The sequence below is a fragment of the Mycolicibacterium fluoranthenivorans genome, assembly GCF_011758805.1.
Classification (GTDB): Bacteria; Actinomycetota; Actinomycetes; order Mycobacteriales; family Mycobacteriaceae; genus Mycobacterium; species Mycobacterium fluoranthenivorans.
On sequence record NZ_JAANOW010000001.1, the window covers coordinates 1,227,273 to 1,247,269 of the forward strand.

The window sequence follows — 19,997 nt, forward strand, 5'->3', positions numbered from 1 at the left end:
GCGCGACGTGAAAGTGTTTGTGGAACAGTGCTATTGAGCGGTGACGTGTCCGGTCAAGCGAGTGTCGAGTTCGGCGACGCGGGCGGCGATATCGTCGCGGATCAACCGCATCCGCTCCATGCCCTCGATACCGCGCAACGACGGCTCGTCGGTCTCCCAGGTTTCGATCGGGGTGTCGGCGACCGGGTCGACGTGCGCCTGGGCGCCGAGGACCACGACCAGGTCCGCGGCGGCGACGAGGTCGTCGGTCAACTGGGTTGCGGTGTGGCCGCTGATGTCGATGCCCAGTTCGGCGAGCGCCTCGACGGATTGCGCGTTGACGCCGGTTTTGGCTTTGGTGCCTGCTGAGGTGGTCGTGATCCGTTCGCCGGCGGTGTGACGCAGGAGAGCCTGGGCCATCACGGATTTTCCGTTGTTGCTGACGCAGACGAACAGCACCTTGGGGGTGTCGGTCATTGCGTGAGGGTGACGTTGAGGTCGGCGAGCAGCCGGCGCACACGTTCTTCGATGTCATCGCGGATCGGGCGCACCGCATCGAGTCCCTGTCCGGCCGGATCGGGTAATTGCCAGTTCTCGTAGCGCTTTCCGGGGAACACCGGGCAGGCGTCTCCGCAGCCCATCGTGATGACGACGTCGGCGGCTTGGACGATTTCGTCGGTCCACGGTTTGGGGTACTCGCCGGTGATGTCGATGCCGACTTCGGCCATCGCGGCGATGGCCGCGGGGTTGATCTCGGTGCCGGGTTCGGAGCCGCCCGACCAGGCGACCGCGCGGTCGCCGGCCAGGTGGGTGAAGTAGCCCAGTGCCATCTGGGAGCGTCCAGCGTTGTGGGTGCACAGGAACAGCACGGTGGGTTTTCCGTCGACGATCTTGCCTTCCACGCGGGCCAGGGCGTGCAGGCGTTGGCGGGCGAACCGTTCGGCCAGCAGCGGAAGGAAGTTGGGAATGGTGGCCCGACCGGCGAATTGGTCATAGGAGGTGTGCAGGAACCGTTCGATGGTCGCCACCCCGAACGTGTCCTCGAATTCGGTCCGCAGCCGTGTCGCCGCTGTTTTGAGGGCGAGCTTCTGGTCGATGGACAGGTCTGAGCGCAGTGCGTGGGTGACGGGTGTCTCGGTCATGAGGTGGGTTCCGTTCTCGTCGCCTCGTCGGTGGGAAGGTGCTGCGAAGTGTGGTGGTGGAACCGCTTTCGCAGCGCGAGGGAGACATAGACCAGCGCGACCAGGACCGGTACCTCGATCAGCGGCCCGACGACGCCGGCCAGGGCTTGGCCCGAGGTGGCGCCGTAGGTGGCGATCGCCACGGCGATGGCGAGTTCGAAGTTGTTGCCCGCCGCAGTGAAGGCCAGGGTGGTGGTGCGTTCATAGCCGAGGTCGAGCAGCGAGCCCAGCAGATACCCGCCGCCCCACATGATCGCGAAGTAGGCCAGCAGGGGCAGCGCGATGCGCACGACATCCAGTGGGCGGCTGGTGATCTGCTCACCCTGCAGCGCGAACAGGATCACGATGGTGAACAGCAGGCCGTACAGCGCCCACGGTCCGATCCGGGGGATGAACGTCGATTCGTACCAGTCGCGGCCCTTGGCCTTCTCGCCCAGGCGCCGCGACAGATAGCCGGCGGCCAGGGGGATTCCCAGGAAGATGATCACCGATTTCGCGATCTGCCAGGGCGAGGTGGTGATGGTGGTCTGCGCCAGGCCGAGCCAGCCCGGCAGCACCGACAGGTAGAACCAGCCCAGCACCGCGAACATGACGACCTGGAAGATCGAGTTCAGCGCGACCAGGACGGCGGCCGCTTCGCGGTCCCCGCAGGCCAGGTCGTTCCAGATGATCACCATCGCGATGCAGCGGGCCAGCCCGACGATGATCAGTCCGGTGCGGTACTCGGGCAGGTCCGGGAGCAGCAGCCAGGCCAGGGCGAACATCAGTGCCGGGCCGAGTACCCAGTTCAGGAGCAGCGAGGACACCAGCAGTTTGCGATCGCCGGTGACGGTGTCGAGGCGGTCGTAGCGGACCTTGGCCAGCACCGGGTACATCATGATCAACAGGCCCAGTGCGATCGGCAGCGAAATCCCGTCGATCTGAACCTTTTCCAGCGCAGTGTTCAGGCCCGGAATCCACCGGCCCAGTAGCAGGCCGGCGACCATCGCGGCGCCGATCCACACCGGCAGGAACCGGTCCAGGGTGGACAGCTTGCCCACGACTGCCGGGGCAGTGCTGGTGGTGTCGGTCATGCGGGGACTTCCGTTCGAGTATCGGCGCCCAGTAGGACGGCGAGGCTGGCCAGTGCTTGCGGGACGACGGCGTAGTAGACCCAGGACGCGCGGCGCTGCGAGGTGAGCAGGCCGGCGTCGCGCAGGACCTTGAGGTGATGGGACACGGTGGGCTGCGATACCTCGACCCCGTCGGAGATATCGCAGACGCAGGCCTCGCCGCCTTCGCGGCTGGCGATCGTCGAGAACAGTTGCAGCCGAACGGGGTCGGCGAGCGCCTTGAGCTTGACCGCCATATCGGCGGCGTCAGCTGCCGACAGTGGTTCTCGCAGTAGTGCTCCCGGTGCGCAACACGCGTCCGCGTCGGTCACCGCATCCCATTGATTCGACATACATCGATATTGACAGTTATCGATATGACTCGCAAGGCGGTAGTGAGTGAACAGTCGGCGAACGAGGTCAGCCACCGACGACTGGCGTGATGTAGATGGGGTCGGTGGGTATCTCTCGTGGTGTCCTCAGAGAATGACGGGTGTGGTGCCAGGGTTCGTCGGCGATGTCGTCCAGAGGCCGTTCAGGGGTTGGGCGTAGGTGTCGTTGTCGGTCAGGGACGGTAGCCCGAGTGCGTCCTCGATGGTGCGCAGCAGGCTGTAGTGGTTGGCGTAGCTGTCGTCGGTGAACGGTCCTGAACGCATCCCGGCGCTGATCGCACCCGGCGAGGGGATCGCGATGGTGAGGACGTGATTTCCGCCGTTGCCGAAGCCCAGCGAGATGTTGTCGGTGTCCTCGTCGAAGGTGATGAAGAGGGCGCTCTTTTGCGCGGGGTCGTTCCACACCGCAGAGTTCAGGATGGCGGGGACGGTGTTCTGCAGGAACTGATCACCCGCCTTCACGTTGTACTGGTGGTTGGTGAACAGACCTCCGATGTAGTTGAGGACACCCGTGAGCGAGGCGATGGGCCCTTCCATGTTGTTCGCCTCGTTTGCCGCGAACCAGGCGAAGTTGGGTGCGGTGGAAGATGACGAGAGATCCGTCGCCAGTTGGGTGAGTGGAAACAGGTGCGCGGCGGCGCGGGCCGGGTCGTTGTAGATGTCGCGGTAGGCCAGGAAGGGCAGTTGGTCGGGCGCGTAGTCGCCGGTCGCGGTGTAGGGTCCCGCCGCGGACATGCCTTGGGCGTATCCCGCCCACGTCTTGCCGGCCGCTTCGATGTTGTCGGCGAGGTTGCGAGCGTCGATGCAATTGGTCGCGCAGTTGAAGCTGTAACCGAAGTCGGAACCACCGAGAAGCGGATAGTAGTTGGGGTCGCTCGGATGGGTCAGCGCGTAGTAGTTGGTCTCGACGCCGTACGCGTTGACAAGGCTGTTGAGGTAGGGCGCGTTGGGGCTGCCGACGATGTCCCCATAGCCCTTGTTCTCCATGTAGACCATGAAGACATGGTCGAGCTGGCCGACCGTCGATGCCGGCGGGGCGGGTGGCGGCGGTGCGGGTAGTGCCGCGCCCACCGTGAAGGCGAGGTCGTCGGCGAATGCGTTGTTGTAGCCGAGGGTCGCGGGGTTTGAATCCCTGAGGGTCACGACCACCTGCGCCGAGCGGGTGCCGACCGGAATGACGGCCGAAGTGCTCCGTTCGAGCAGTCCGGTCTGAAACCAGCGGTCCAAGGCGGTGACGGGGCCGATCTTCCCGACTCCCAACTGAGCGCCGTTGCCGTCCAGAAAGCGGACGGTGATCGAGGCTGCCGACGGATCGATCGACGCGCCGCCGAGCCATCCGCTGAGCTTGTACGGGGTTGAGCCGCCGTCGATGGTTGACGCCGCACCGGTCAGATCGACCGTCTGCGACAGCGTCGAGGTGGCGACGTTGCCCCCTCCGATGAACTGCGTGTCTCCGCTGACGGGTCGATCGTTGGGGAAGTTGAAGACGGCAGGCAACGTCGGGCCTGGGATGGACAGACCCAGCGGGATGACACGCGCTGTGCCGTATCTGATGACGGTCGGGGTACCGGTCACGGTCCAGCCGGGGATGGTCACCGAGCTGTTGCCGGTCAGCGACGGGTCGGCGAGTTCTGCACTGCCGTTGACCAGCAGGTTGGGGCTGGTGACCGACCACGGGGAAACCACATGGGCGGGAAAGAGATTCGTCTCGATCTCCTTACGGACCCAGGCCAGTACCGTCCACAGCACGGGCGATTGAGCGGGCACGTTCGACGGCAGCGTCGACACCAGTGGGCCCAGCGCCTTTTTGAGGAGCTGCTTGGCCACCGCGACCACGTGCCCCAGCACATTGGGGGCGGTGGCCACGGCCGTTCGGGTAGCGGTCGCCGGGGCGACCGCCGCTGACGCTGCCGGCTGTTCGGACAGGCGGGTGGCCGCAGCGGCTGCCGTGGTGCTTGGTTTCGGCGAAGGGACTTTTCTTGCCGCACCGGGCGGTTCCTCGGCCGCCTTCGGCGTCGCTTTCGAAGTCGAAGGCGAAGGCGGCGTCAGTGCGGTGTGTGGTGTGCCGCCGCCGTGGTGGGTGCTTTCGTCGACATTGTGACGAGGCTTTCGCGTTTCTTTCTGGACTGCAGCATCCGACAGCGGCGAGGCATCGGCTGCCGTCGTTGGCGTAGCGGCCGACGGGTCTTGCTTGTGCTTCGGGGCACGCTTGTGGAGATCAGTGCCGCCCGCGGCAGGCTGATCGCCACTGCTTGGGGTTGCCACGGTCGTCGAGGCGGTGGTCGGGGACGGTTCGGCGTACGCGATCCCGTGTGCGGTGGTCAGCGATACGCCGACGCCGAGAAACATCGCCAGCGCACCCACTCGGCCTATGAAGCGTGAGCTACCCATGTCCGATCCCCTTCGCCCGCCCGCCGTGGGCGGTAACCGTCACCCTAGGAAGAGTTGGCGTCTGCAAAACAACCCCTGGCTGCGAGAATGCTGTGAGTATTCGTCGGATTATCTGTGTCATCTGACTTCGCCGTTGTGACGGCCCGTAGGGAGACACAAACGGGTTGCACGTCTGGACATTTAGCCCATGGGCATATCGGGCATCGGTGCGTTACAGCGGTCCCGGAAATCGGCCGCGGGTTGCCTGACGGCCTTGAGTTCGTCGCTCACTTGGGGATTCGCGTCGAAGTAGGCCTTGATCGAGGTGTGCATCTCGTCCCTCGTCTGGCCTTTGAGTCCGGTGAAGAAGGCGTTCACATCCGGGTGGGTGAACAGGTAGGTCGATGTTGCCGCCGAGACGCCGGACATCACGCCGGCAAGGTCTGCGGCGGTGCAGTTCGGCGGATCGGCGGCTGCGGTTGCCGAGGTGCCGGCAATCATCGTCCCGGCAATCACACCGGCGCCAATCAGGTTTCGAATCAACATGTGTGAGGCTCCTCGTCGATGGAAAGGGTCACGGCACGGGGTAGGTATTGCTCAGCGACGCGGTCCGATGCCGCCGGGACGGCCCGGGTCCCAGATCACGTCCACGTTCCAATCGTCATCGCAGTACCACGGGTCTGCGCAATAGGAGGGGTAGACGACTGACGGCGGGGTCGGGCCACCGCCGCGCACCTCGCCCTGTGCGCACACGGTGGCGTAGCCGGCATTCGTACAGTCGGCCGATGCCGACGGCGCGGCGATACCGCCGACGGTCATGAGTATCAGGGGCATGAGCCCCAGAGCGATGCAGCGTATTTGTGGTCGCATGATGACCCCCTCGGTGGGTTACGCGGCCCACCGCGCGTATTCCTGGACGCCGCGCCTGAGTCGGTATCGCTGGAGAGTAATCCGGTAGGGCGTACCCGGACACGAATTCGCATTTTCCGGTCGATATTTCCGACTACGAAGTATCGAAATATGGTTAGCGGTTCTCATCAAATATCTTTCGTTGTCAACGAAAATTGTTGCGACAGACGGTGATCACCACATTCCGGGCTGCCATGTCGCGAATGGCCACCACGCAGATCCGAATGTTGATCTCGTGTGCGTGTTGCACCCCACCTTCAACGTCCACCCGCACCTGCCGCACTACGCGTCGACCGCTCCAGAGAGTGACGCGCTGCGGCTGCTGGGCCGGTGACATCGTCCTGTCGACTCGACGCACTTCACCACACTGTTCGGCGGCGCCGACAGCGTGACGAGCTTCTGGAACAACCTCGCCACCATGCGCTGAGGCGGTGAGTGCGGACGCGGTCGGCCGGCGTGCTCACGGGCGAACGGATCGGCTGGCCCGGCGGCGTCGTATGACATCTGTCTCCCACAGCCGAAAAGGGTTTCAGTTGGGGCTAGACGGTGTATCCCTCACCAAGGGGCGCCTACCCGCTGTGTCGCGTATGAACCGTCAGGTTCGTCACCAGCCGGCCATCTCGTCACTGGGCACGGGAGATTCTCGGCGCATCAAGCATTTTCACCGATCATCGACAGGAGAAGCATATGAGTGAGCACAACAAGGCGGACCAGGCCCGAAAGGGTTTGATCGACTCGGTCAAGGGCAAGGCGAAGGAAGTGTTCGGCGCTGTCACCGGCAACGAATCCCTGACCGCGGAGGGTCAACTCGAGCAGACCCAGGCCCAGGAGCGCAAGGAAGCCAACAGTGTCGAGGCCGTGGCCGACGCCGAGGCCAGCCAAGCCGGTAAGGAAGCAGCCGAGGCCAAGATCGAGGGCGCCCATGCGCGTGCTGACGTGAACGCCGAAGCGGCGGTCGTCGAGAGCGATGTCCGCGCGCAACACGCCGCGCGGAGGCAGGCTGTGGAGCGGGCCGGCCAGCAGGACGCGGCCAGGGCGAAGGCCCAGGCCGAAGCCGGCGCGCAGCATGAGGCATCCCAGGCGAAAGTCGAAGAGCGCGCGAATATTCAGGCGGCGAGCGGGGAACTGTCCGACGCCATCGACGAGCACCGTACCGCCGAGCACGTCACCGCCGGCGCCCAGGCCCAAGCGCAGCGCATCAGGGAACGCGCTGACCGTGTGACCGCCGAAGCCGACCTGCCCTGAGCAACGAAAGAAACAAGGAGTCTCCATGAGCATCACGTCAATCCCACTCGCAGTCCTGCGCTTCCAATACCGGGTCGCTCGACTTCCGCTTCAGGTCGCCGAGGACAGGTTCTTCGCGCGGATGGATTCCGACGCGCCCACCCGACTGCGATATGAGCGCTCCTTTGGTCTGCTCGACGCTGCCGTCGGGGGTGTGCTCAGGGATAAGGACCTGCAGCGTCGTGGCGCTGCGCTCGCCGAACGCAGCGACGCGCTGTCGCGTGCGACCAGGTTGGAGAACGCTGCGACGCGCAAACGCGATCACGCCGAAGAAGAGCTCGAAGCCACGCACAACAAGGTGATCGGCGATATCGGACAGGCCCGGGAATCCAAGGAACGTGCCGTCGAGGACGCCAAATCTGCGGCGGCGGAACGCTCACGTACAGCCGAGGAGGACGCCGACAAGCGCGCTGCTGAGGCGAAGAAGCGGGTCAACGAGGATGCCGCCCGGCAGACGAACACGATCGAGTCCGCCAAACGTGCGCACCAGGACGAGATTCGCGCATCCGAGGAGCGGTCCGACGCCGCTGCCAAAGCCAAGCTCGGCGATGCAGAGGAGAAGCGGCGCGATGCAGCGGCCAAACGCGTTCAGGCCGACCGGATAGAGCAACTCGCGGATATCGAAAAGAAGAAGCGCCAGCCCGAACGCGCGAACAATAACGCGTAGCTCCATGAAAAACCTACGGCCGGAAGCCAACTGGCTTCCGGCCGTAGGGTTGTGGTTTTCAGTTCCCCGGCACCACTTCGGCCGCAGCCTGCACCACGGTCGCCGCCGGAGCGGGCAGACCCAACCGGCCCACCACGAAATCGGCTGCCTGGTCGGCCATCCCATTGGACTTGTACGAGCTGTGCGCGGAGCGGTCCAGGCCTCCGGGGAAGCAGATCGGGTCACCGGTGGCGCACAGTTGGATGGTCTTGCCTGCATACAGGTCGCCGATCGCGATGGGGGGAGCGCTGCGGTCGGCCAGGTTCAGGAACCAGCTGTCGGGTGTACCGAACAGGACGACGGCCGACACGTGTGAGGCGACGGACGCGGGCATCGGTCCGGAGATGCTTGCCGGCAGTGCATACCCGGCCGGCACGGTGCTCGACGTGGTGTAGCCGGCCACCGCGGCGCCCTGCGAGTAGCCGCCGAGCACGATCTTGGTCGACGGGCACTGTGCGGCGATCGCCTGGACCCGGTTGGCGGCGTCGGCCACTCCGTCGACGGCTTGTCCGAAGTCCAGCGAGGCCGGGTAGTTCACCCCGTACACATCGACGGTCTTGCCGGGCAGCCGTGCATTCAGTGCGTCGACGAACGCCTGGCCGGTGGCGCCGACACCGGGACCTTCGAAGGTACCGCGTGCGAACACCACCTCGACGGCCGCGCAGGAGTCGTCAGCGGCGTTGGCGGTCGCGGCGGGACCGGCGAACAGGCCCACCGCGATCGCCGCCAGCGCCAGAGTGGTGAACAACGTCGATTTCGCCACCCGTGCGGTGACGGCCGCTGTGCGGGCCGGCAGTGATGAGCTCATGAGATGGGTCCCCGTTCTGAAAGCTCTGCCATCGCTTCTGTGTAGAGGTGGCAACTGCCTGCTATAAGTCGGGACCCGTGAGCTGCGATTCCAATGTTGTCAAGTGATCTATCTCACCGGCGGAAAGGTCGGCAGCGGGGGATGGTCTGCGCTCCGGCGAGCGTTGGCTACGGGCTCTCCGACACCGTGGTCACCGGAGCTTGGCCGGAGTGTCCGCTCCCTCCGGACCGGCCGCTGGAACCGCTTGACGTGGACTCACCGCCCGAGGGGGCCTTCGTGACGGGCGGGGCCTCGACCGTCGTGACGGGTGCAGGTTCCGGTGCCTGCGCCGGAGCCTGGCTCGGTGCCGTGTAAGCCGGGGCCGTCGGGGTCACCGGCTCTACCGGGGTGACCGGCTGAACTGGCGTCACCGGCTGGACCGGGGTCACCGGGGTGACCGGCTCGATCGGGGGTTCCGAGGACGACGTCGGTGGTGGCGAGCTGGACGTGCTCGTCGGAGGCGAACTCGTCGTGGTCGTGGTCGTGGTCGACGTCGAAGTCGTCGTCGACGTCGAAGGTGTCGTGGTCGGCGTGGTGGTGGTCGGTGTGGTGGTGGTCGTCGGCGTGGTGGTGACGGTCGACGTGACCGTGGGCGGAGTCCACGGATTGAAGGGCGGGAACACGACGACCGGCGGAACGGGAATCGGGATCGCCGGGACGCCGACCGCCGGCGGTGCCGGCGGCGCTTCCGCCGGCGCAGGCGCCTGCGGTACCGGCGCCTGCGCGGGCGGACTCACACTTCTGGACCGCACCGGGGCGGCGGGTGCCGCCGGGGGCGGGGTCAGCACGCTGACCGGCAGGGCCACCGGGTCGGGCTCATGAGGCACGGGCGGGAGATACCGTCCGGGAACGGTGTCCGATTGGGTGGGCGGCGGTTGCGCGCTGACCACGGCCGCGGGCCGGATGTTGACCGCCACGGTGACGGCCAGGGTGGCGAAGCTGACCACCAGGAAACCCACCGCGCTGCCCATCAAGATGAGTCGCGGCGGCGGCGCCGGGATGGCGGTCGTGAAATCGGAATCCGGGTAACCCGCCTCATCCGCCTGTTCGGGCACGAACTCGGCGAGCGCCTCGTCCGGGATCTCCCCGAGGTCCGGGTACTGCGGCCAGGCTTCCTCGGCGGCCTGTGAATACGCCAGCTGGGGAGCCAGCTCGGTATCGGCCGAATTGAGCGGAGTGGCCTGGGTGGCGTCCGCAATCGGGGCGGCCAGCGTGGCGTCCATCGCCGGCGCGGCCTGCGTGGCATCGACGGCGGGCGCGGGTTGCGTGGCCGCCCCCGCGGGGATCGCACCGGAAGCGTTCGCGGTCTGCGCCGCGCCGCGGGCGATCGCATAACCGGCGTCGGGTGGAACCTCGACCGGTGCCATCGAATGAAGTTCTGCAGCAATGGAATCCAGATCGAGGCGTTGACCGGTGAGCATCACCCGGACGTGCGCCGGCGCTTGCGCCAACACCGATGCGCACGCGACGGCGGCGCCGGCAGCGCCGATGGGTACCGAGGCCAGCGTCGAGGTCAACGCCGGATTCTCGCCGACCACGGTCAACGACACCGTGTCGTCCCCGGCCAACAGCAGCGACGCGTCGGCGCCCTGGCTACGGGCCAGCGCCGCGGCGGCCTCTGCTTCCGTCACCACCTCGACGTTCTGTACTCCGGCGCTCGACACCGTCTGTCGCAGGGTTTCGGCCTCGGCGGCGTCGGGCAGGCACAGGCGTGTCGCCGCGAGCCGGTTGCCCGAATCGATGACCTCGCGGTAGGTGCCGATGATGGTCTCGGCGAGTTCGGTCAGGGCCCCGGTCGAATCACCGTCGGGCAGATCGAACGCATACTGATCGAACACCTGGGTCCCCGGCGAATCGATCATCGCCAGTCGTGCCACTCGTCCGGTGACCGCCACCCCGAGGACTACGTCCACGGATCCACTCCTCGCCTCGCGCTCACCCCGACGCTTCGACCGTTCCAAGCTACCGCACAGCCCGGCCGCCGAGCAGAAGTCGATACCGTCTCGGTCGCGCCCGTGGAAGGATCGGGCGGGTGAGCGACCGCGTCGGCCATGTCCCCGTCCGCGCCAACCGAGTGCGCGACGGGTTGGCGGTCGCGCTGATGATGCTCGCGCTGCTGCTGCCGTGGAACCTGCAGTTCGGGCTCGGGGTGCCGGGCAGTCGCGGGGCGTTGTTCGCCGTGCTGGTCGTGGTGACGCTGCTGGCCGTCGGGGCCGCTCTCCTCCCGCACGTCCGTCCGCCGACCGAGATCCGGCGGGTCTGCCGGGTCCGGCTGCTGCTGGCCGGTCCTTACGTGCTCCTGGCCATCGCCTTCGTCGGGTATCACCTGGCGCAAACCGTCCAGCACGGCGGCACCGGCGCGGTGCCGCCGGGTGTCGGGCCGGGCCTGCTGCTCGGGGTGGCCGGCGCACTGCTGGCAGCGCAGCCGCCGATTACGTCGATCACCATCGAAGACAACGCTTTTCGACGTTGGTATGCGGTGGCGCGGGTCATCGGGTTCCTGTCGATCGCCTTGGCGACGCTCTCAGTGGCCTTCAATCTGTACTGGCGCCTGCGGTATCTGTTCGTCACCGACGGTACGTTCGGTGGCCGCGACGTCGGGGTCGTCCTCACCACTGCGCTGTACGGCGCCGAGGCGCTGATCGCCCTCGTCATCGCCTCACGCTGGCTCACGGAGAAGACCGCGGCCGCACGGCTGGCCACGACGGCCGTCGGCAGCGCGGGGGCGGTCGCCGCGACGCTGACCTGGATCGCCGGCGTCGGGCGCGATATCGACGCCTTCCACGGCATCGCCCAGAACACTTCGACCGCCGCGATCGGTTACGAGGGCTATCTCGCCTGGGCCGCCGTGGCGGGGATCGTCGCGCCGACGACGCTGTACGCCGTCTTTCTGATCAAGCCGCCGACCATCGGCGCCTACCGCGGCGCCGCGCAGAAATGCCTGACACTCATCGCGTTCTGGGCGTTCGCGTCCGCGACATTGCGAGTGGTCGACTATCTGGTGGCGTTGTCGCTGGATCTGCCGCGGGCGCTCTACGACAGCGTGGCGATGACGGTGTTCAACCTCGTCACCGCGGTCATCGCGTTGTGGCTGCACCGGAATCTCACCAACAGCACGGTAGCCGCCGCGTTCGGCGGGGTGTTGGTCGTCTTCAGCGTCGCGAACGTGGCGATCGGGGTGGCGCTCGCGCCGCGCTATGCCGGCCCCGCCCCCGACGCGATCTACGGCAACAACCTGGCCCAGCAGATCACCAGCACGTTCGACGTCACCATCAGCGTGCTCAGCCTGATCGTGCTGGCCGTGATGCTGTTCACCGGACCGTTGGCGGGCTATCTCCACTCCCGCAGCGGCCGCGGAAAGCCACGGACCGCGGCGCCGGCACCCGCCGAGCCCCCGACCGTCATCCAGCCGGTGCCGCAGGCCCCCACGGTGCCGAGAATCGTCCGACGCAGGGAGGATCCGACGACGGTGATGGAAGCACCGCCGACGACCGTGCTGGAGAATCCCACCACCGCACTTCGGATCCAGCGCAGGCCGTCGAACCCGAACTAACTCGCGACGGGGGACACCGCTAGCTGCGGCGGTTCAGCGCCCAGATGTGGGTCGACAGCACCGTCGCGAACGCACACCATGCCGGGTACAGCCCCAGCGGTGCCGCCTTGGCGCCGTTCACTCGCACGGCGCGTCGGGTCAGGTCCGCGCTGCTTGCGGTGAGCGCTGCGGCGGCGACGGCTGCCGTGCCCAGCTTGCGCCGGCTGAAGAAGATCCACGACCACGCCGCGTTGAGCGTGAGATTGGTGGCCAGCGCGGCGAGGTAGGCCTTGCGTTGTGCTGTCTCGCCCCGGGCTTCCAGTTCGTCGAGGGTCGCTGCCGACGTGACGGCGATGTCGGCGTAGAGCGCCGGCCACACGATCGGAAAAGCTTGGCGCGGTGGCTGGTAGGGCGGTTTGCGCAACTGCTCGTACCAGGGCGACTGGGCGGGCCGGCTGGCCAGCCCGCCGATCACAGCGGTGGCGGCCACTGCGGCCGCGGACGGAAGCAAAGTACGAAAGGCCATACCGACCAACATACGTGCGCGGTCAGATCATGTCGTTACGCGTCAGCCAGCGCATCACCGGCCAGCCGACGAACACCGGCAGCCAGCAGGTCAGCACGCGATAGAGCAGCACCGAGGGCACCGCGATCGCGGTCGGGACACCGAACGCGGCAAGACCACCGATCAGCGCCGCCTCGACCGCGCCGACACCACCGGGCGTCGGCGCCGCCGACGCGAGCGTCCCACCGACCATCGTCACCACGGTGACCGTGACGAAAGACGTGTCCCCGCCGAATGCTTCGACACTGGCCCACAGCGCCAGTGCCGCGCCCAGCGTGGTGCCCGCCGCGCCCAGCACGATCAGCCCGAGCCGTTTGGGCTCCCGCGAGAGCTCGACAAGATCTTCGGTGACCTCCTTGAGCTTCGGTCGCAGGGACGAGGACAGCCAGCGGCGCAGTTTGGGCACGGCCAGGAAGAATCCGACCAGGCCCAGCGCCACACCAGCAGCCAGGTACAGCACCGTCGTGCTCGGGACGAAATGCGACAGGTTCGCCGACGCACCCGCCAACGTCGTGAACATGATCAGCAGCAGCACATGCACGATCACCTGAACCGTCTGCTGCAGGGCCACCGCGGCCGTGGCCCGCAGCGAGCTCAGCCCCGCCTTCTGCAGAAATCGTGCCGACAGGGCGAGCCCGCCGACGCCGGCCGGGGTGGTGGTGGCCGCAAAGGTGTTGGCCACCTGCATGATCGACAGATTGCGGAAGCTGACCAGCCCGTCGGCGCAGGCCCACAATGCCGCGGCTGCGCCCACATAGGTCAGTGCGGACACGGTCAGGCCCAGCAGCGCCCACCACCAGTTGGCCGAGCCCAGTTCGGAGAAGAAGGTCGGCACCGTGCTGATGAACGGATAGGCGACGTACACCAGCGCCACCAGCAGCACCAGCTGGATCACCTGAACGCGGGTGAAGCGGGTGATCGCCTCGGGTCGGATCTGGTCGGCGCCGGTCTGCTTCTGCACCTCTTCGCGTGCGGCCTTGATGACGTCCGGTGCGTCCGGCACGTCCCCCCGGATCCGTTTCGGTACCGCCGATTTGGTGAGCCGGCGCGATGCGGTCAACACGGCGTCGCGGCCGAAGGCGCCGATGGCCGCGGCGACGGCCGTCGGCGCGTCGTAGAGCGCGCTGGTGGTCACCAGCAGCTGCGCGATATCGGACTGCAGCTGCGGGTCGGTGGCGCCGTATTCGGCGTGGGCGAACCCACCGAACCGCACCGTGTGGTCATCGACGGTGATCTCCTTGGCGCGCGGATCGCCGTGCGCGATGCCGTGTTCGTGCAGCAGGTGCAGTGCGGACCACACGGCGTCGGCAGGGGTGGACTCGGCGCTCAGCGGTGCGCCTGAGGCGGGTTTGCGCGCGTACAGCGTCCACCCGCGATCCAGCGCGGCCATCGCCACGGTCGACGTGTTCGCCAGTGCCAGATCGCCGATCGCGATGGCCATCAGCGCCCGGTGCTCCACGGCGCGGCGCATCGAGGTCTGCAGGGGAGCGGTCTCGTCGTCGCGCAGCCGGAACTTGCCCCACAGCTGACGCATGGCGCCGCCGCTGCGCTGATTCGGTCCGTACAGCTCCACCACCACGGTGGCGTCGGCGCTGGTGGCCGCCAGCACCAGAGGTCCGGGGCCGGGCGGGCGGACGACCGCCAGCGTGGTGGCGACGAACCCGCGCCGGTCCAGGGCCCGGATCGCGCCGTCGAGTGGCACCTCCAGGGCCGGTGTGCCCACCACCCAGACGACCAGCGCGCCGACGAACCAGCCGACGGCCAGTCCGAGCAGGGTGCGGGCCGGCACCACGGCGCTGACCACCAGATGGATGGGCACGAATGCCAGCAGCAGCGTCCACCACCACCGGCGCAGCCGCCGGGACAACCACGGTCCCGACACCGTGAGAACCGCCGCCAGCAGTGCGATCCACCGGGGATCGTCGAGGAACTGGGACAGCTGGGTGTCGAGCCGGTCGGATAGGTTGAAATGCCATTGTGGGGCGGCGATGCCATTTCCGGAGATGGAAAGGGAAAGCACAGCCAGCAGCCCCGCCGCCGCATACGCCCCGAGCAGTTTCCACTGCCGCGACAGCACCAGGCTGACCAGGATGACGAACGGTAACGCCAGGATCGCCACGCCGTAGGCGAGGTAGACCAGGTTGGACTGGGTCGGGGTGAGCACCCCGATGATCTCCGATACGGACCGTTCCAGGCTCACCCAGTCGTTGCGGGTGATCAGTGAGCTGGTGATCACCGTGGCCAGGAACAGTGCGGCGAGCAGCAGTCGCAGGATGTCGTTGGTGCGACGGGTCAACGGTTGAAGCAAGCTCCCGGTGACGCTGATATCCCGGCCGTCGACACGCACGTGGACAAACGTAACCGCTCGTCGTGCGAAGCACGGGTACCGGCGCTGTGGGAGAATCCGGGGTATTCGCGGCCGGCGTGAGGGATTCCGTTCGGCATGCAGCTCGGCCAGGGCGAGCGAAGCGACGGGGAATCGCTGCAGGGCGAGCGAAGCGACGGGGAACATCGCCCGGGGGCGAGCGAAGCGACGGGGAACATCATCGAATTCGGACAGTTTGGAGCCTCAATGCGTGCGAAGCGACTACCGGAACCGTTGTCTGCGGCGGTGCTGTTGCTGTCGAGCGCTCTTGCGGCGCTGGTGTCCGCGCTGGCACTGGCTGGCGCGACCCAGTGGCCGGCGGTCGCTTCGGCGGCTGGGGGAGTGGCGGCCGGAGTCTTGTTCGGCGCGGTGAGTTGGGCGTGTGCCGGCGGCCGGTCGGCGCTGGCGGGCCGGGTCGCCGTCGCGGCGGCGTTCGGGGTCGTCGTCGGTGAGCTGGCGGCGACGGTGATCTTCGCCGGACCGATCGACCGGGTGCTTGCGGCGCAGGTCGATTCGGCGCCCGCGGTGGTGCGCGCCTCTGCCGAGCTGGATCAGGCACGCCGAGCCAGAGCCGGCCTCGACGATGCCGTCGCGACAGCCAACACCCAACGCGACGAGGCCCTCGTGGTGGCCAGGTGCGAGTTCAACCCGTCTCCGCAGTGCCCGCAGGTCCGCATCACGGGTGTACCCGGTGCCGGACCCGAGACCCGCACCGCGAACGAGATCCTCGCCGACGCGCAACGCCAGGTCGACGCGGCCGTCGCCGACCGCAGCGGCCGGGCCGCCGGGCTGGAGGCCGATATCGCAGGTCGAGAACAAGCGCTGGAGGCCGCCCGCCGAAGCGGCGAGGTGACCGGTCTGGGCGTCCGCTGGTCGGCGATGAACGGATATACCGGCACCCATCCGGGTCCGCTGGTACTGCGGGTCCTGATGGACATGTTCTTCGTGCTGCTCAGCGTGCTGCCGTTGATCCTCCGGCGGTGGCGGGGCGCCACGGCCGCCGAGCGGGGTGCCCAGGCCGCCGCCGAACGGCACCGCGCCGAACTGGCGGCCGATACGGCGATCGCGGTCAAGCGGGCCGAGGTCCGCTCGACCATCGAGGAGATGTGGGCCGAACAGGAGCTGGAGAGCGCCCGGCTGGCCGTCGCGGCGCAGAACGAGATCGACCGTGAGCAGCAGCGTCGCCGCGTCGAGCAGGCATTGCAGGCCCGGGAGCAGGTGCGGGTGGTGCGGCCTGAACCGGTGTTCCGTGAGATCGAGCCACCGGTCGATGTGCATCTGCCGGTCGCCGCCCAGGACGCCGCCGGCATCCGGGCGCTGGACGGGCCGGAGTCCGGGAACCTGCCTGCCGTCGCCGAGCCGCAGCGCAGTGGTGGGCTGGCGGCCATCCCCGTCATTCCCGACGTCACGAAGGCCGCGGTGCGCTGGATCCGGCCCTTCGTGCCGCCCATCGTCGCCGGTGCCATCGACAACGCCACCAAGCCGCTGCGGCAGGTCTTCGAGGAGACCGAGGAAATCCACTTCACCCTGCGACGCACGCACAAGGTGACCGTCCAGACCGAGGGCGCAGCCGAGGGGCCGGCCGAATCCGTCGAGTCCGGTTGGACGGACGTCCCGGGCATCGGCCGGGTCAGGTCCCGGCGGGGTCCGGAGCTGACTGACGCGGAGCACCATCCGGAGCTGCCCGGCCGACGTCAGCTGCCGCCGGCCCGTTAGCCATGTGACGACAATTTTGCCACTGTGATGTAGCTTCGATCGACACTGCGACGCAGCTGACAACGCGACACAGAGGCCGGCGCCGAGAGGGAACACGGTGGACTCGACACCTTTCGGGCACTATCAGCTCCAGGAGCTGATCGGCCGCGGCGGGATGGGCGAGGTCTACCAGGCTTACGACACCAGGACCAAACGCGTCGTCGCACTCAAGGTGCTGCCACCCAACCTCGCGCTGGACGCCACCTTCCAGGCGCGCTTCCGGCAGGAATCTCAGGCGGCTGCGGGGGTCAACGACCCACATGTCGTGCCGATCCACGGGTTCGGCGAGATCGACGGCCGGCTCTACCTTGACATGCGACTGATCGAAGGGCGCACCCTCGGCGCGATCCTGGCCGATACCGACAAGCCGCTGGAGCCCGAGTTCGCGGTCAAGGTGGTCGAACAGGTCGGCTCGGCACTGGACGCCGCGCACAAGCAGGGTCTGATTCACCGGGACGTCAAACCGTCCAACATCCTGATCACCAAGCAGGACTTCGCGTACCTGATCGACTTCGGACTGGCGCGCGTCGCCGGTGAGGTCGGGATGACGACGGCGGGCAGCACCCTGGGCACGCTGGCGTACATGGCACCCGAGCGGTTCGACGGCGGGCAGGCCGATCCGCGCGCCGACATCTACGCCCTGACGTGTGTGCTCTACGAATGTCTCACCGGGACTCGGCCTTATCCGGCCGACAGTCTCGAACAGCAGATCGCGGGGCACATGGTGACCCCGCCACCCAAGCCGTCGGTGCTCAACCCCCGGCTGGAGCCCTTCGACGAGGTGATCGCCAAGGGGATGGCGAAGAAACCGGCCAAGCGGTACCAGACCGGGGCCGAGCTGGCGGCGGCCGCCCGGCGTGCGGTGACCATCCCCGTTCGGGTGACCCGCTCGGGCCGGCATTCCGCGCAGCGCGCACAGTCCGGCGCGGGTCGCCGGGTACCGCAGCGGGCGCTCGTGGTGGCCGGGGTGCTGGTGCTGGTGGGGGCGTGCGCGGTGGCGGCGTGGAAATGGTGGGAACCGCACGATGCCGCCGGCGGTGGGCTGCCCGGGTCGGTGCCGGCGATCGCCGCGACCGTGCCCGGGGACATCCGCGATACCGGCAAGTTGGTGATCGGGGTGAACGTGCCCTACGCACCGAACGAGTTCAAGAACTCCGCGGGCGATATCGTCGGCTTCGATGTCGACCTGATGAATGCCGTGGCCCGCACCTTGGGGCTGACCCCGGAGTACCGCGAGACCGAATTCGATCAGATCATCCCCTCCGTGCAGAGCGGTGCCTACAACATCGGGATGTCATCGGTGACCGACACGGCGGAACGTCAGAAAGCGGTCGACTTCGTCACCTACTTCGAGGCCGGCACGCTCTGGGCGCAACGGGCCGGGCAGACAGTCCACCCGGATGCGGCGTGCGGACTACGCGTGGGAGTGGCGGCCAGCGTCCTGCAGGAGACCGTGGAGATTCCCGCGAAGAGCGACGAGTGCGTGGCGGCGGGTCTGGCGCCCATCGAGAAGGTGGTCTACCACCGCCAGGACGATGTGACGGCAGCGTTGATCGCCGGTGACATCGCGGCGATGTCCGCGGATTCGCCGGTGACCGGATTCGCCATCAAACTCAGCGGCGGGTCGTTGGTGCCCGCCGGTGAGGTGTTCGACGCGGCACCCTACGGTTGGCCGGTGGCCAAGGGGTCGGCGCTGGCTCAGTCGCTGATGCAGGCGCTGCAGCACCTGATCTCCACCGGCGAGTACAAGACCATCGCCACGATGTGGGGTGTGGAGAAGGGGATGATCCCCGAACCCGCGCTCAACGGCGCGGTGTCCTAGTTATCGCTTCTTGGGGTGCAGGACATTCTCGGTCGTCTGCTGCCCGGTCTCGCCGGCGCGCTTGGTCGCGCGTTTCTCTTTGAGTGACTTACCGGACTTCTTCGTCATGCTCTGCCGCGGTGATTTGTCGGCCATGGAGACCCCTTTGATATGGGGGCCTGCGATGGTCCCTGTTCCCCGACCATACACGTCGACACGACGGTTCCGGCGACCTTGACCGTGAGACGCGACCACGTGAATTTTATTGTGATTCCGTCATTTTCGACGCGGCATTCACCACAAGACTGCTAGTCCGATCGGTCGCCGCGCAGTTTCACCAACCGGGTCGTCGAGCTCTCATCCAATTCGACGGTGTCCGAGCGCGACCGCAGAAAGTCGCTGAAAGATCGGAATCCCAAAGACTTTTCGCTGAACGACGGATCCATCCGCTTCATCTGCGCCTTCACCGCGGAGTTGTGCAGCCACTCCGCATCTTCCTTCTCCAGGCCGATCTGGAGAGCTCGACTGAGCAGCGCGGTGGCGGCCGCCTGGGGGTCGGGCTCGTCCTCCTCGGACTTCTTCGACCGTCCGGCGGCCTTCTTCGGTTCGGAAGCCGGTACGGGCTCGAACACCGGAACACCGGGCAGGGCGTCGTACACCACGAATTCGTCGCAGGCCGCGGCCAGCGCACGGCTCGACGATCCCGCCACCCCGATACCAACCACGTAGCGGCCCAGCCGCTTACAGCGTTGCGCCAGTGGGATGTAGTCGGAATCGCCGGCCACGATCACCACATGGGTCAGGTCGGGCAGTCGGAACATGTCCTCGACCGCATCGACCGCCAACCGGATATCGGCGCCGTTCTTGCCGTACGCGGCCGCGGGAAACAGCTGCACGAGGTCGACGGCACGGCCGACCAGCTGTTGGCGGTACCCCGCGTTCACATCGGCCGACCAGTCGGCATATGCCCGGGTGAGCACCAGGGTGCCGAACGACGAGGCGAAGTCCAGCACGGCGCCGACGTCGACGGTGGCGCGGGCCAGGTGAGCGGGGTCCAGTCCCTTGGCCTTATCGCGCTGAAACGAATTGCGCCCGTTCACCTGGTCATACCTCGAGATCACGATGTTGTCGAAGTCGAGGTATACCGCGACACGGGCGGCAGAGGTCTCGGTCATGGGTCCAGTCTTGCTCATCGGGTCGCGGCGTGGCGCGGATCGGTT

General features: G+C 67.3%; 19 protein-coding genes. 6 read left to right on the plus strand and 13 right to left on the minus strand.

All coding sequences use genetic code 11. The features are described from left to right. Nucleotides 1-30 precede the first annotated feature (30 nt). The 5 genes from FHU31_RS06065 to FHU31_RS32005 form a co-directional block, all read right to left on the minus strand. Complete coding sequence (locus FHU31_RS06065) at nucleotides 31-456, minus strand: arsenate-mycothiol transferase ArsC (protein ID WP_167156730.1); 426 nt, start codon at nucleotides 454-456, stop codon at nucleotides 31-33. Further along, nucleotides 453-1,121, minus strand: a complete 669-nt coding sequence (locus FHU31_RS06070; protein ID WP_167156732.1) for an arsenate reductase ArsC — start codon at nucleotides 1,119-1,121, stop codon at nucleotides 453-455. Before FHU31_RS06070 ends, FHU31_RS06065 begins: the two co-directional genes overlap by 4 nt. Continuing rightward, on the minus strand, nucleotides 1,118-2,233 hold the full coding sequence (arsB, locus tag FHU31_RS06075; RefSeq protein ID WP_167156733.1) for an ACR3 family arsenite efflux transporter: 1,116 nt from the start codon (nucleotides 2,231-2,233) through the stop codon (nucleotides 1,118-1,120). Before arsB ends, FHU31_RS06070 begins: the two co-directional genes overlap by 4 nt. Further along, the gene (locus FHU31_RS06080; protein WP_167156735.1) at nucleotides 2,230-2,604 is read right to left on the minus strand and encodes an ArsR/SmtB family transcription factor; all 375 of its coding nucleotides are present in this window, start codon (nucleotides 2,602-2,604) and stop codon (nucleotides 2,230-2,232) included. The genes arsB and FHU31_RS06080 overlap by 4 nt, the downstream gene beginning before the upstream one ends. A gap of 126 nt (nucleotides 2,605-2,730) precedes the next feature. Continuing rightward, entirely contained in the window at nucleotides 2,731-4,509 is a 1,779-nt protein-coding gene (locus FHU31_RS32005) for an alkaline phosphatase family protein (RefSeq protein ID WP_167156737.1), read from the minus strand. On the opposite strand from FHU31_RS32005, the gene FHU31_RS06090 reads away from it, so the two are divergent. After that, nucleotides 4,502-4,744 carry a hypothetical protein gene (locus FHU31_RS06090; RefSeq protein ID WP_167156739.1) on the plus strand — a complete coding sequence of 81 codons (243 nt, stop codon included), beginning with the start codon at nucleotides 4,502-4,504 and terminating at the stop codon, nucleotides 4,742-4,744. The genes FHU31_RS32005 and FHU31_RS06090 overlap by 8 nt on opposite strands. Nucleotides 4,745-5,214: 470 nt before the next feature. Here the strand turns inward: FHU31_RS06090 and FHU31_RS06095 are convergent, their stop codons facing one another. Both FHU31_RS06095 and FHU31_RS06100 read right to left on the minus strand, forming a co-directional pair. Beyond that, nucleotides 5,215-5,559 (minus strand): heme-binding protein, encoded by a 345-nt coding sequence (locus FHU31_RS06095; protein WP_167156741.1) that lies wholly within the window; start codon nucleotides 5,557-5,559, stop codon nucleotides 5,215-5,217. Nucleotides 5,560-5,610: 51 nt separating this feature from the next. Then, a complete protein-coding gene (locus tag FHU31_RS06100; protein WP_167156743.1) occupies nucleotides 5,611-5,883 on the minus strand; it encodes a hypothetical protein in 273 nt (90 codons plus the stop codon). Between the two features lie 726 nt (nucleotides 5,884-6,609). Between FHU31_RS06100 and FHU31_RS06105 the strand changes: the two genes are divergently transcribed. Further along, nucleotides 6,610-7,167 carry a CsbD family protein gene (locus FHU31_RS06105; protein WP_167156745.1) on the plus strand — a complete coding sequence of 186 codons (558 nt, stop codon included), beginning with the start codon at nucleotides 6,610-6,612 and terminating at the stop codon, nucleotides 7,165-7,167. 25 nt (nucleotides 7,168-7,192) lie between these two features. After that, nucleotides 7,193-7,873: an IF2 family translation initiation factor gene (locus FHU31_RS06110; protein ID WP_167156747.1), complete on the plus strand. Its 681-nt coding sequence runs from the start codon at nucleotides 7,193-7,195 to the stop codon at nucleotides 7,871-7,873. A 58-nt stretch (nucleotides 7,874-7,931) separates the two neighbouring features. Here the strand turns inward: FHU31_RS06110 and FHU31_RS06115 are convergent, their stop codons facing one another. Both FHU31_RS06115 and FHU31_RS06120 read right to left on the minus strand, forming a co-directional pair. Then, nucleotides 7,932-8,720 (minus strand): cutinase family protein, encoded by a 789-nt coding sequence (locus FHU31_RS06115; RefSeq protein WP_167156749.1) that lies wholly within the window; start codon nucleotides 8,718-8,720, stop codon nucleotides 7,932-7,934. Between the two features lie 167 nt (nucleotides 8,721-8,887). Next, complete coding sequence (locus FHU31_RS06120; protein WP_167156751.1) at nucleotides 8,888-10,672, minus strand: DUF7159 family protein; 1,785 nt, start codon at nucleotides 10,670-10,672, stop codon at nucleotides 8,888-8,890. Between the two features lie 119 nt (nucleotides 10,673-10,791). On the opposite strand from FHU31_RS06120, the gene FHU31_RS06125 reads away from it, so the two are divergent. Next, complete coding sequence (locus FHU31_RS06125; RefSeq protein ID WP_263988000.1) at nucleotides 10,792-12,312, plus strand: DUF7937 domain-containing protein; 1,521 nt, start codon at nucleotides 10,792-10,794, stop codon at nucleotides 12,310-12,312. 19 nt (nucleotides 12,313-12,331) lie between these two features. Here FHU31_RS06125 and FHU31_RS06130 read toward each other — a convergent pair whose 3' ends face one another. Both FHU31_RS06130 and FHU31_RS06135 read right to left on the minus strand, forming a co-directional pair. Then, nucleotides 12,332-12,817, minus strand: a complete 486-nt coding sequence (locus FHU31_RS06130; RefSeq protein WP_167156753.1) for a TspO/MBR family protein — start codon at nucleotides 12,815-12,817, stop codon at nucleotides 12,332-12,334. A 22-nt stretch (nucleotides 12,818-12,839) separates the two neighbouring features. Further along, a complete protein-coding gene (locus FHU31_RS06135) occupies nucleotides 12,840-15,203 on the minus strand; it encodes a lysylphosphatidylglycerol synthase transmembrane domain-containing protein (RefSeq protein WP_167156755.1) in 2,364 nt (787 codons plus the stop codon). Between the two features lie 225 nt (nucleotides 15,204-15,428). Between FHU31_RS06135 and FHU31_RS06140 the strand changes: the two genes are divergently transcribed. Together FHU31_RS06140 and stpK7 are read left to right on the plus strand one after the other, a co-directional pair. Further along, entirely contained in the window at nucleotides 15,429-16,937 is a 1,509-nt protein-coding gene (locus FHU31_RS06140; RefSeq protein ID WP_167156757.1) for a DUF4407 domain-containing protein, read from the plus strand. Nucleotides 16,938-17,034: 97 nt separating this feature from the next. Further along, nucleotides 17,035-18,798 (plus strand): serine/threonine protein kinase StpK7, encoded by a 1,764-nt coding sequence (stpK7, locus tag FHU31_RS06145; RefSeq protein ID WP_167156759.1) that lies wholly within the window; start codon nucleotides 17,035-17,037, stop codon nucleotides 18,796-18,798. Here the strand turns inward: stpK7 and FHU31_RS31825 are convergent, their stop codons facing one another. Next, nucleotides 18,799-18,933, minus strand: a complete 135-nt coding sequence (locus tag FHU31_RS31825) for a hypothetical protein (protein ID WP_263988001.1) — start codon at nucleotides 18,931-18,933, stop codon at nucleotides 18,799-18,801. A gap of 152 nt (nucleotides 18,934-19,085) precedes the next feature. Next, a complete protein-coding gene (locus FHU31_RS06150) occupies nucleotides 19,086-19,952 on the minus strand; it encodes an NYN domain-containing protein (protein WP_167156761.1) in 867 nt (288 codons plus the stop codon). Between the last annotated feature and the right edge of the window lie 45 nt (nucleotides 19,953-19,997).

Bases quoted from the DNA above. Each gene is read 5' to 3' on its own strand.
- FHU31_RS06150 (WP_167156761.1), bottom strand. From the start codon at position 19,952: ATGACCGAGACCTCTGCCGCCCGTGTCGCGGTATACCTCGACTTCGAC.
- FHU31_RS06115 (WP_167156749.1), bottom strand. From the start codon at position 8,720: ATGAGCTCATCACTGCCGGCCCGCACAGCGGCCGTCACCGCACGGGTG.
- FHU31_RS06080 (WP_167156735.1), bottom strand. From the start codon at position 2,604: ATGTCGAATCAATGGGATGCGGTGACCGACGCGGACGCGTGTTGCGCA.
- FHU31_RS06130 (WP_167156753.1), bottom strand. From the start codon at position 12,817: ATGGCCTTTCGTACTTTGCTTCCGTCCGCGGCCGCAGTGGCCGCCACC.
- FHU31_RS06065 (WP_167156730.1), bottom strand. From the start codon at position 456: ATGACCGACACCCCCAAGGTGCTGTTCGTCTGCGTCAGCAACAACGGA.
- FHU31_RS06105 (WP_167156745.1), top strand. From the start codon at position 6,610: ATGAGTGAGCACAACAAGGCGGACCAGGCCCGAAAGGGTTTGATCGAC.
- FHU31_RS06070 (WP_167156732.1), bottom strand. From the start codon at position 1,121: ATGACCGAGACACCCGTCACCCACGCACTGCGCTCAGACCTGTCCATC.
- FHU31_RS06095 (WP_167156741.1), bottom strand. From the start codon at position 5,559: ATGTTGATTCGAAACCTGATTGGCGCCGGTGTGATTGCCGGGACGATG.
- FHU31_RS06140 (WP_167156757.1), top strand. From the start codon at position 15,429: ATGCGTGCGAAGCGACTACCGGAACCGTTGTCTGCGGCGGTGCTGTTG.
- FHU31_RS31825 (WP_263988001.1), bottom strand. From the start codon at position 18,933: ATGGCCGACAAATCACCGCGGCAGAGCATGACGAAGAAGTCCGGTAAG.
- FHU31_RS06110 (WP_167156747.1), top strand. From the start codon at position 7,193: ATGAGCATCACGTCAATCCCACTCGCAGTCCTGCGCTTCCAATACCGG.
- FHU31_RS06100 (WP_167156743.1), bottom strand. From the start codon at position 5,883: ATGCGACCACAAATACGCTGCATCGCTCTGGGGCTCATGCCCCTGATA.
- arsB (WP_167156733.1), bottom strand. From the start codon at position 2,233: ATGACCGACACCACCAGCACTGCCCCGGCAGTCGTGGGCAAGCTGTCC.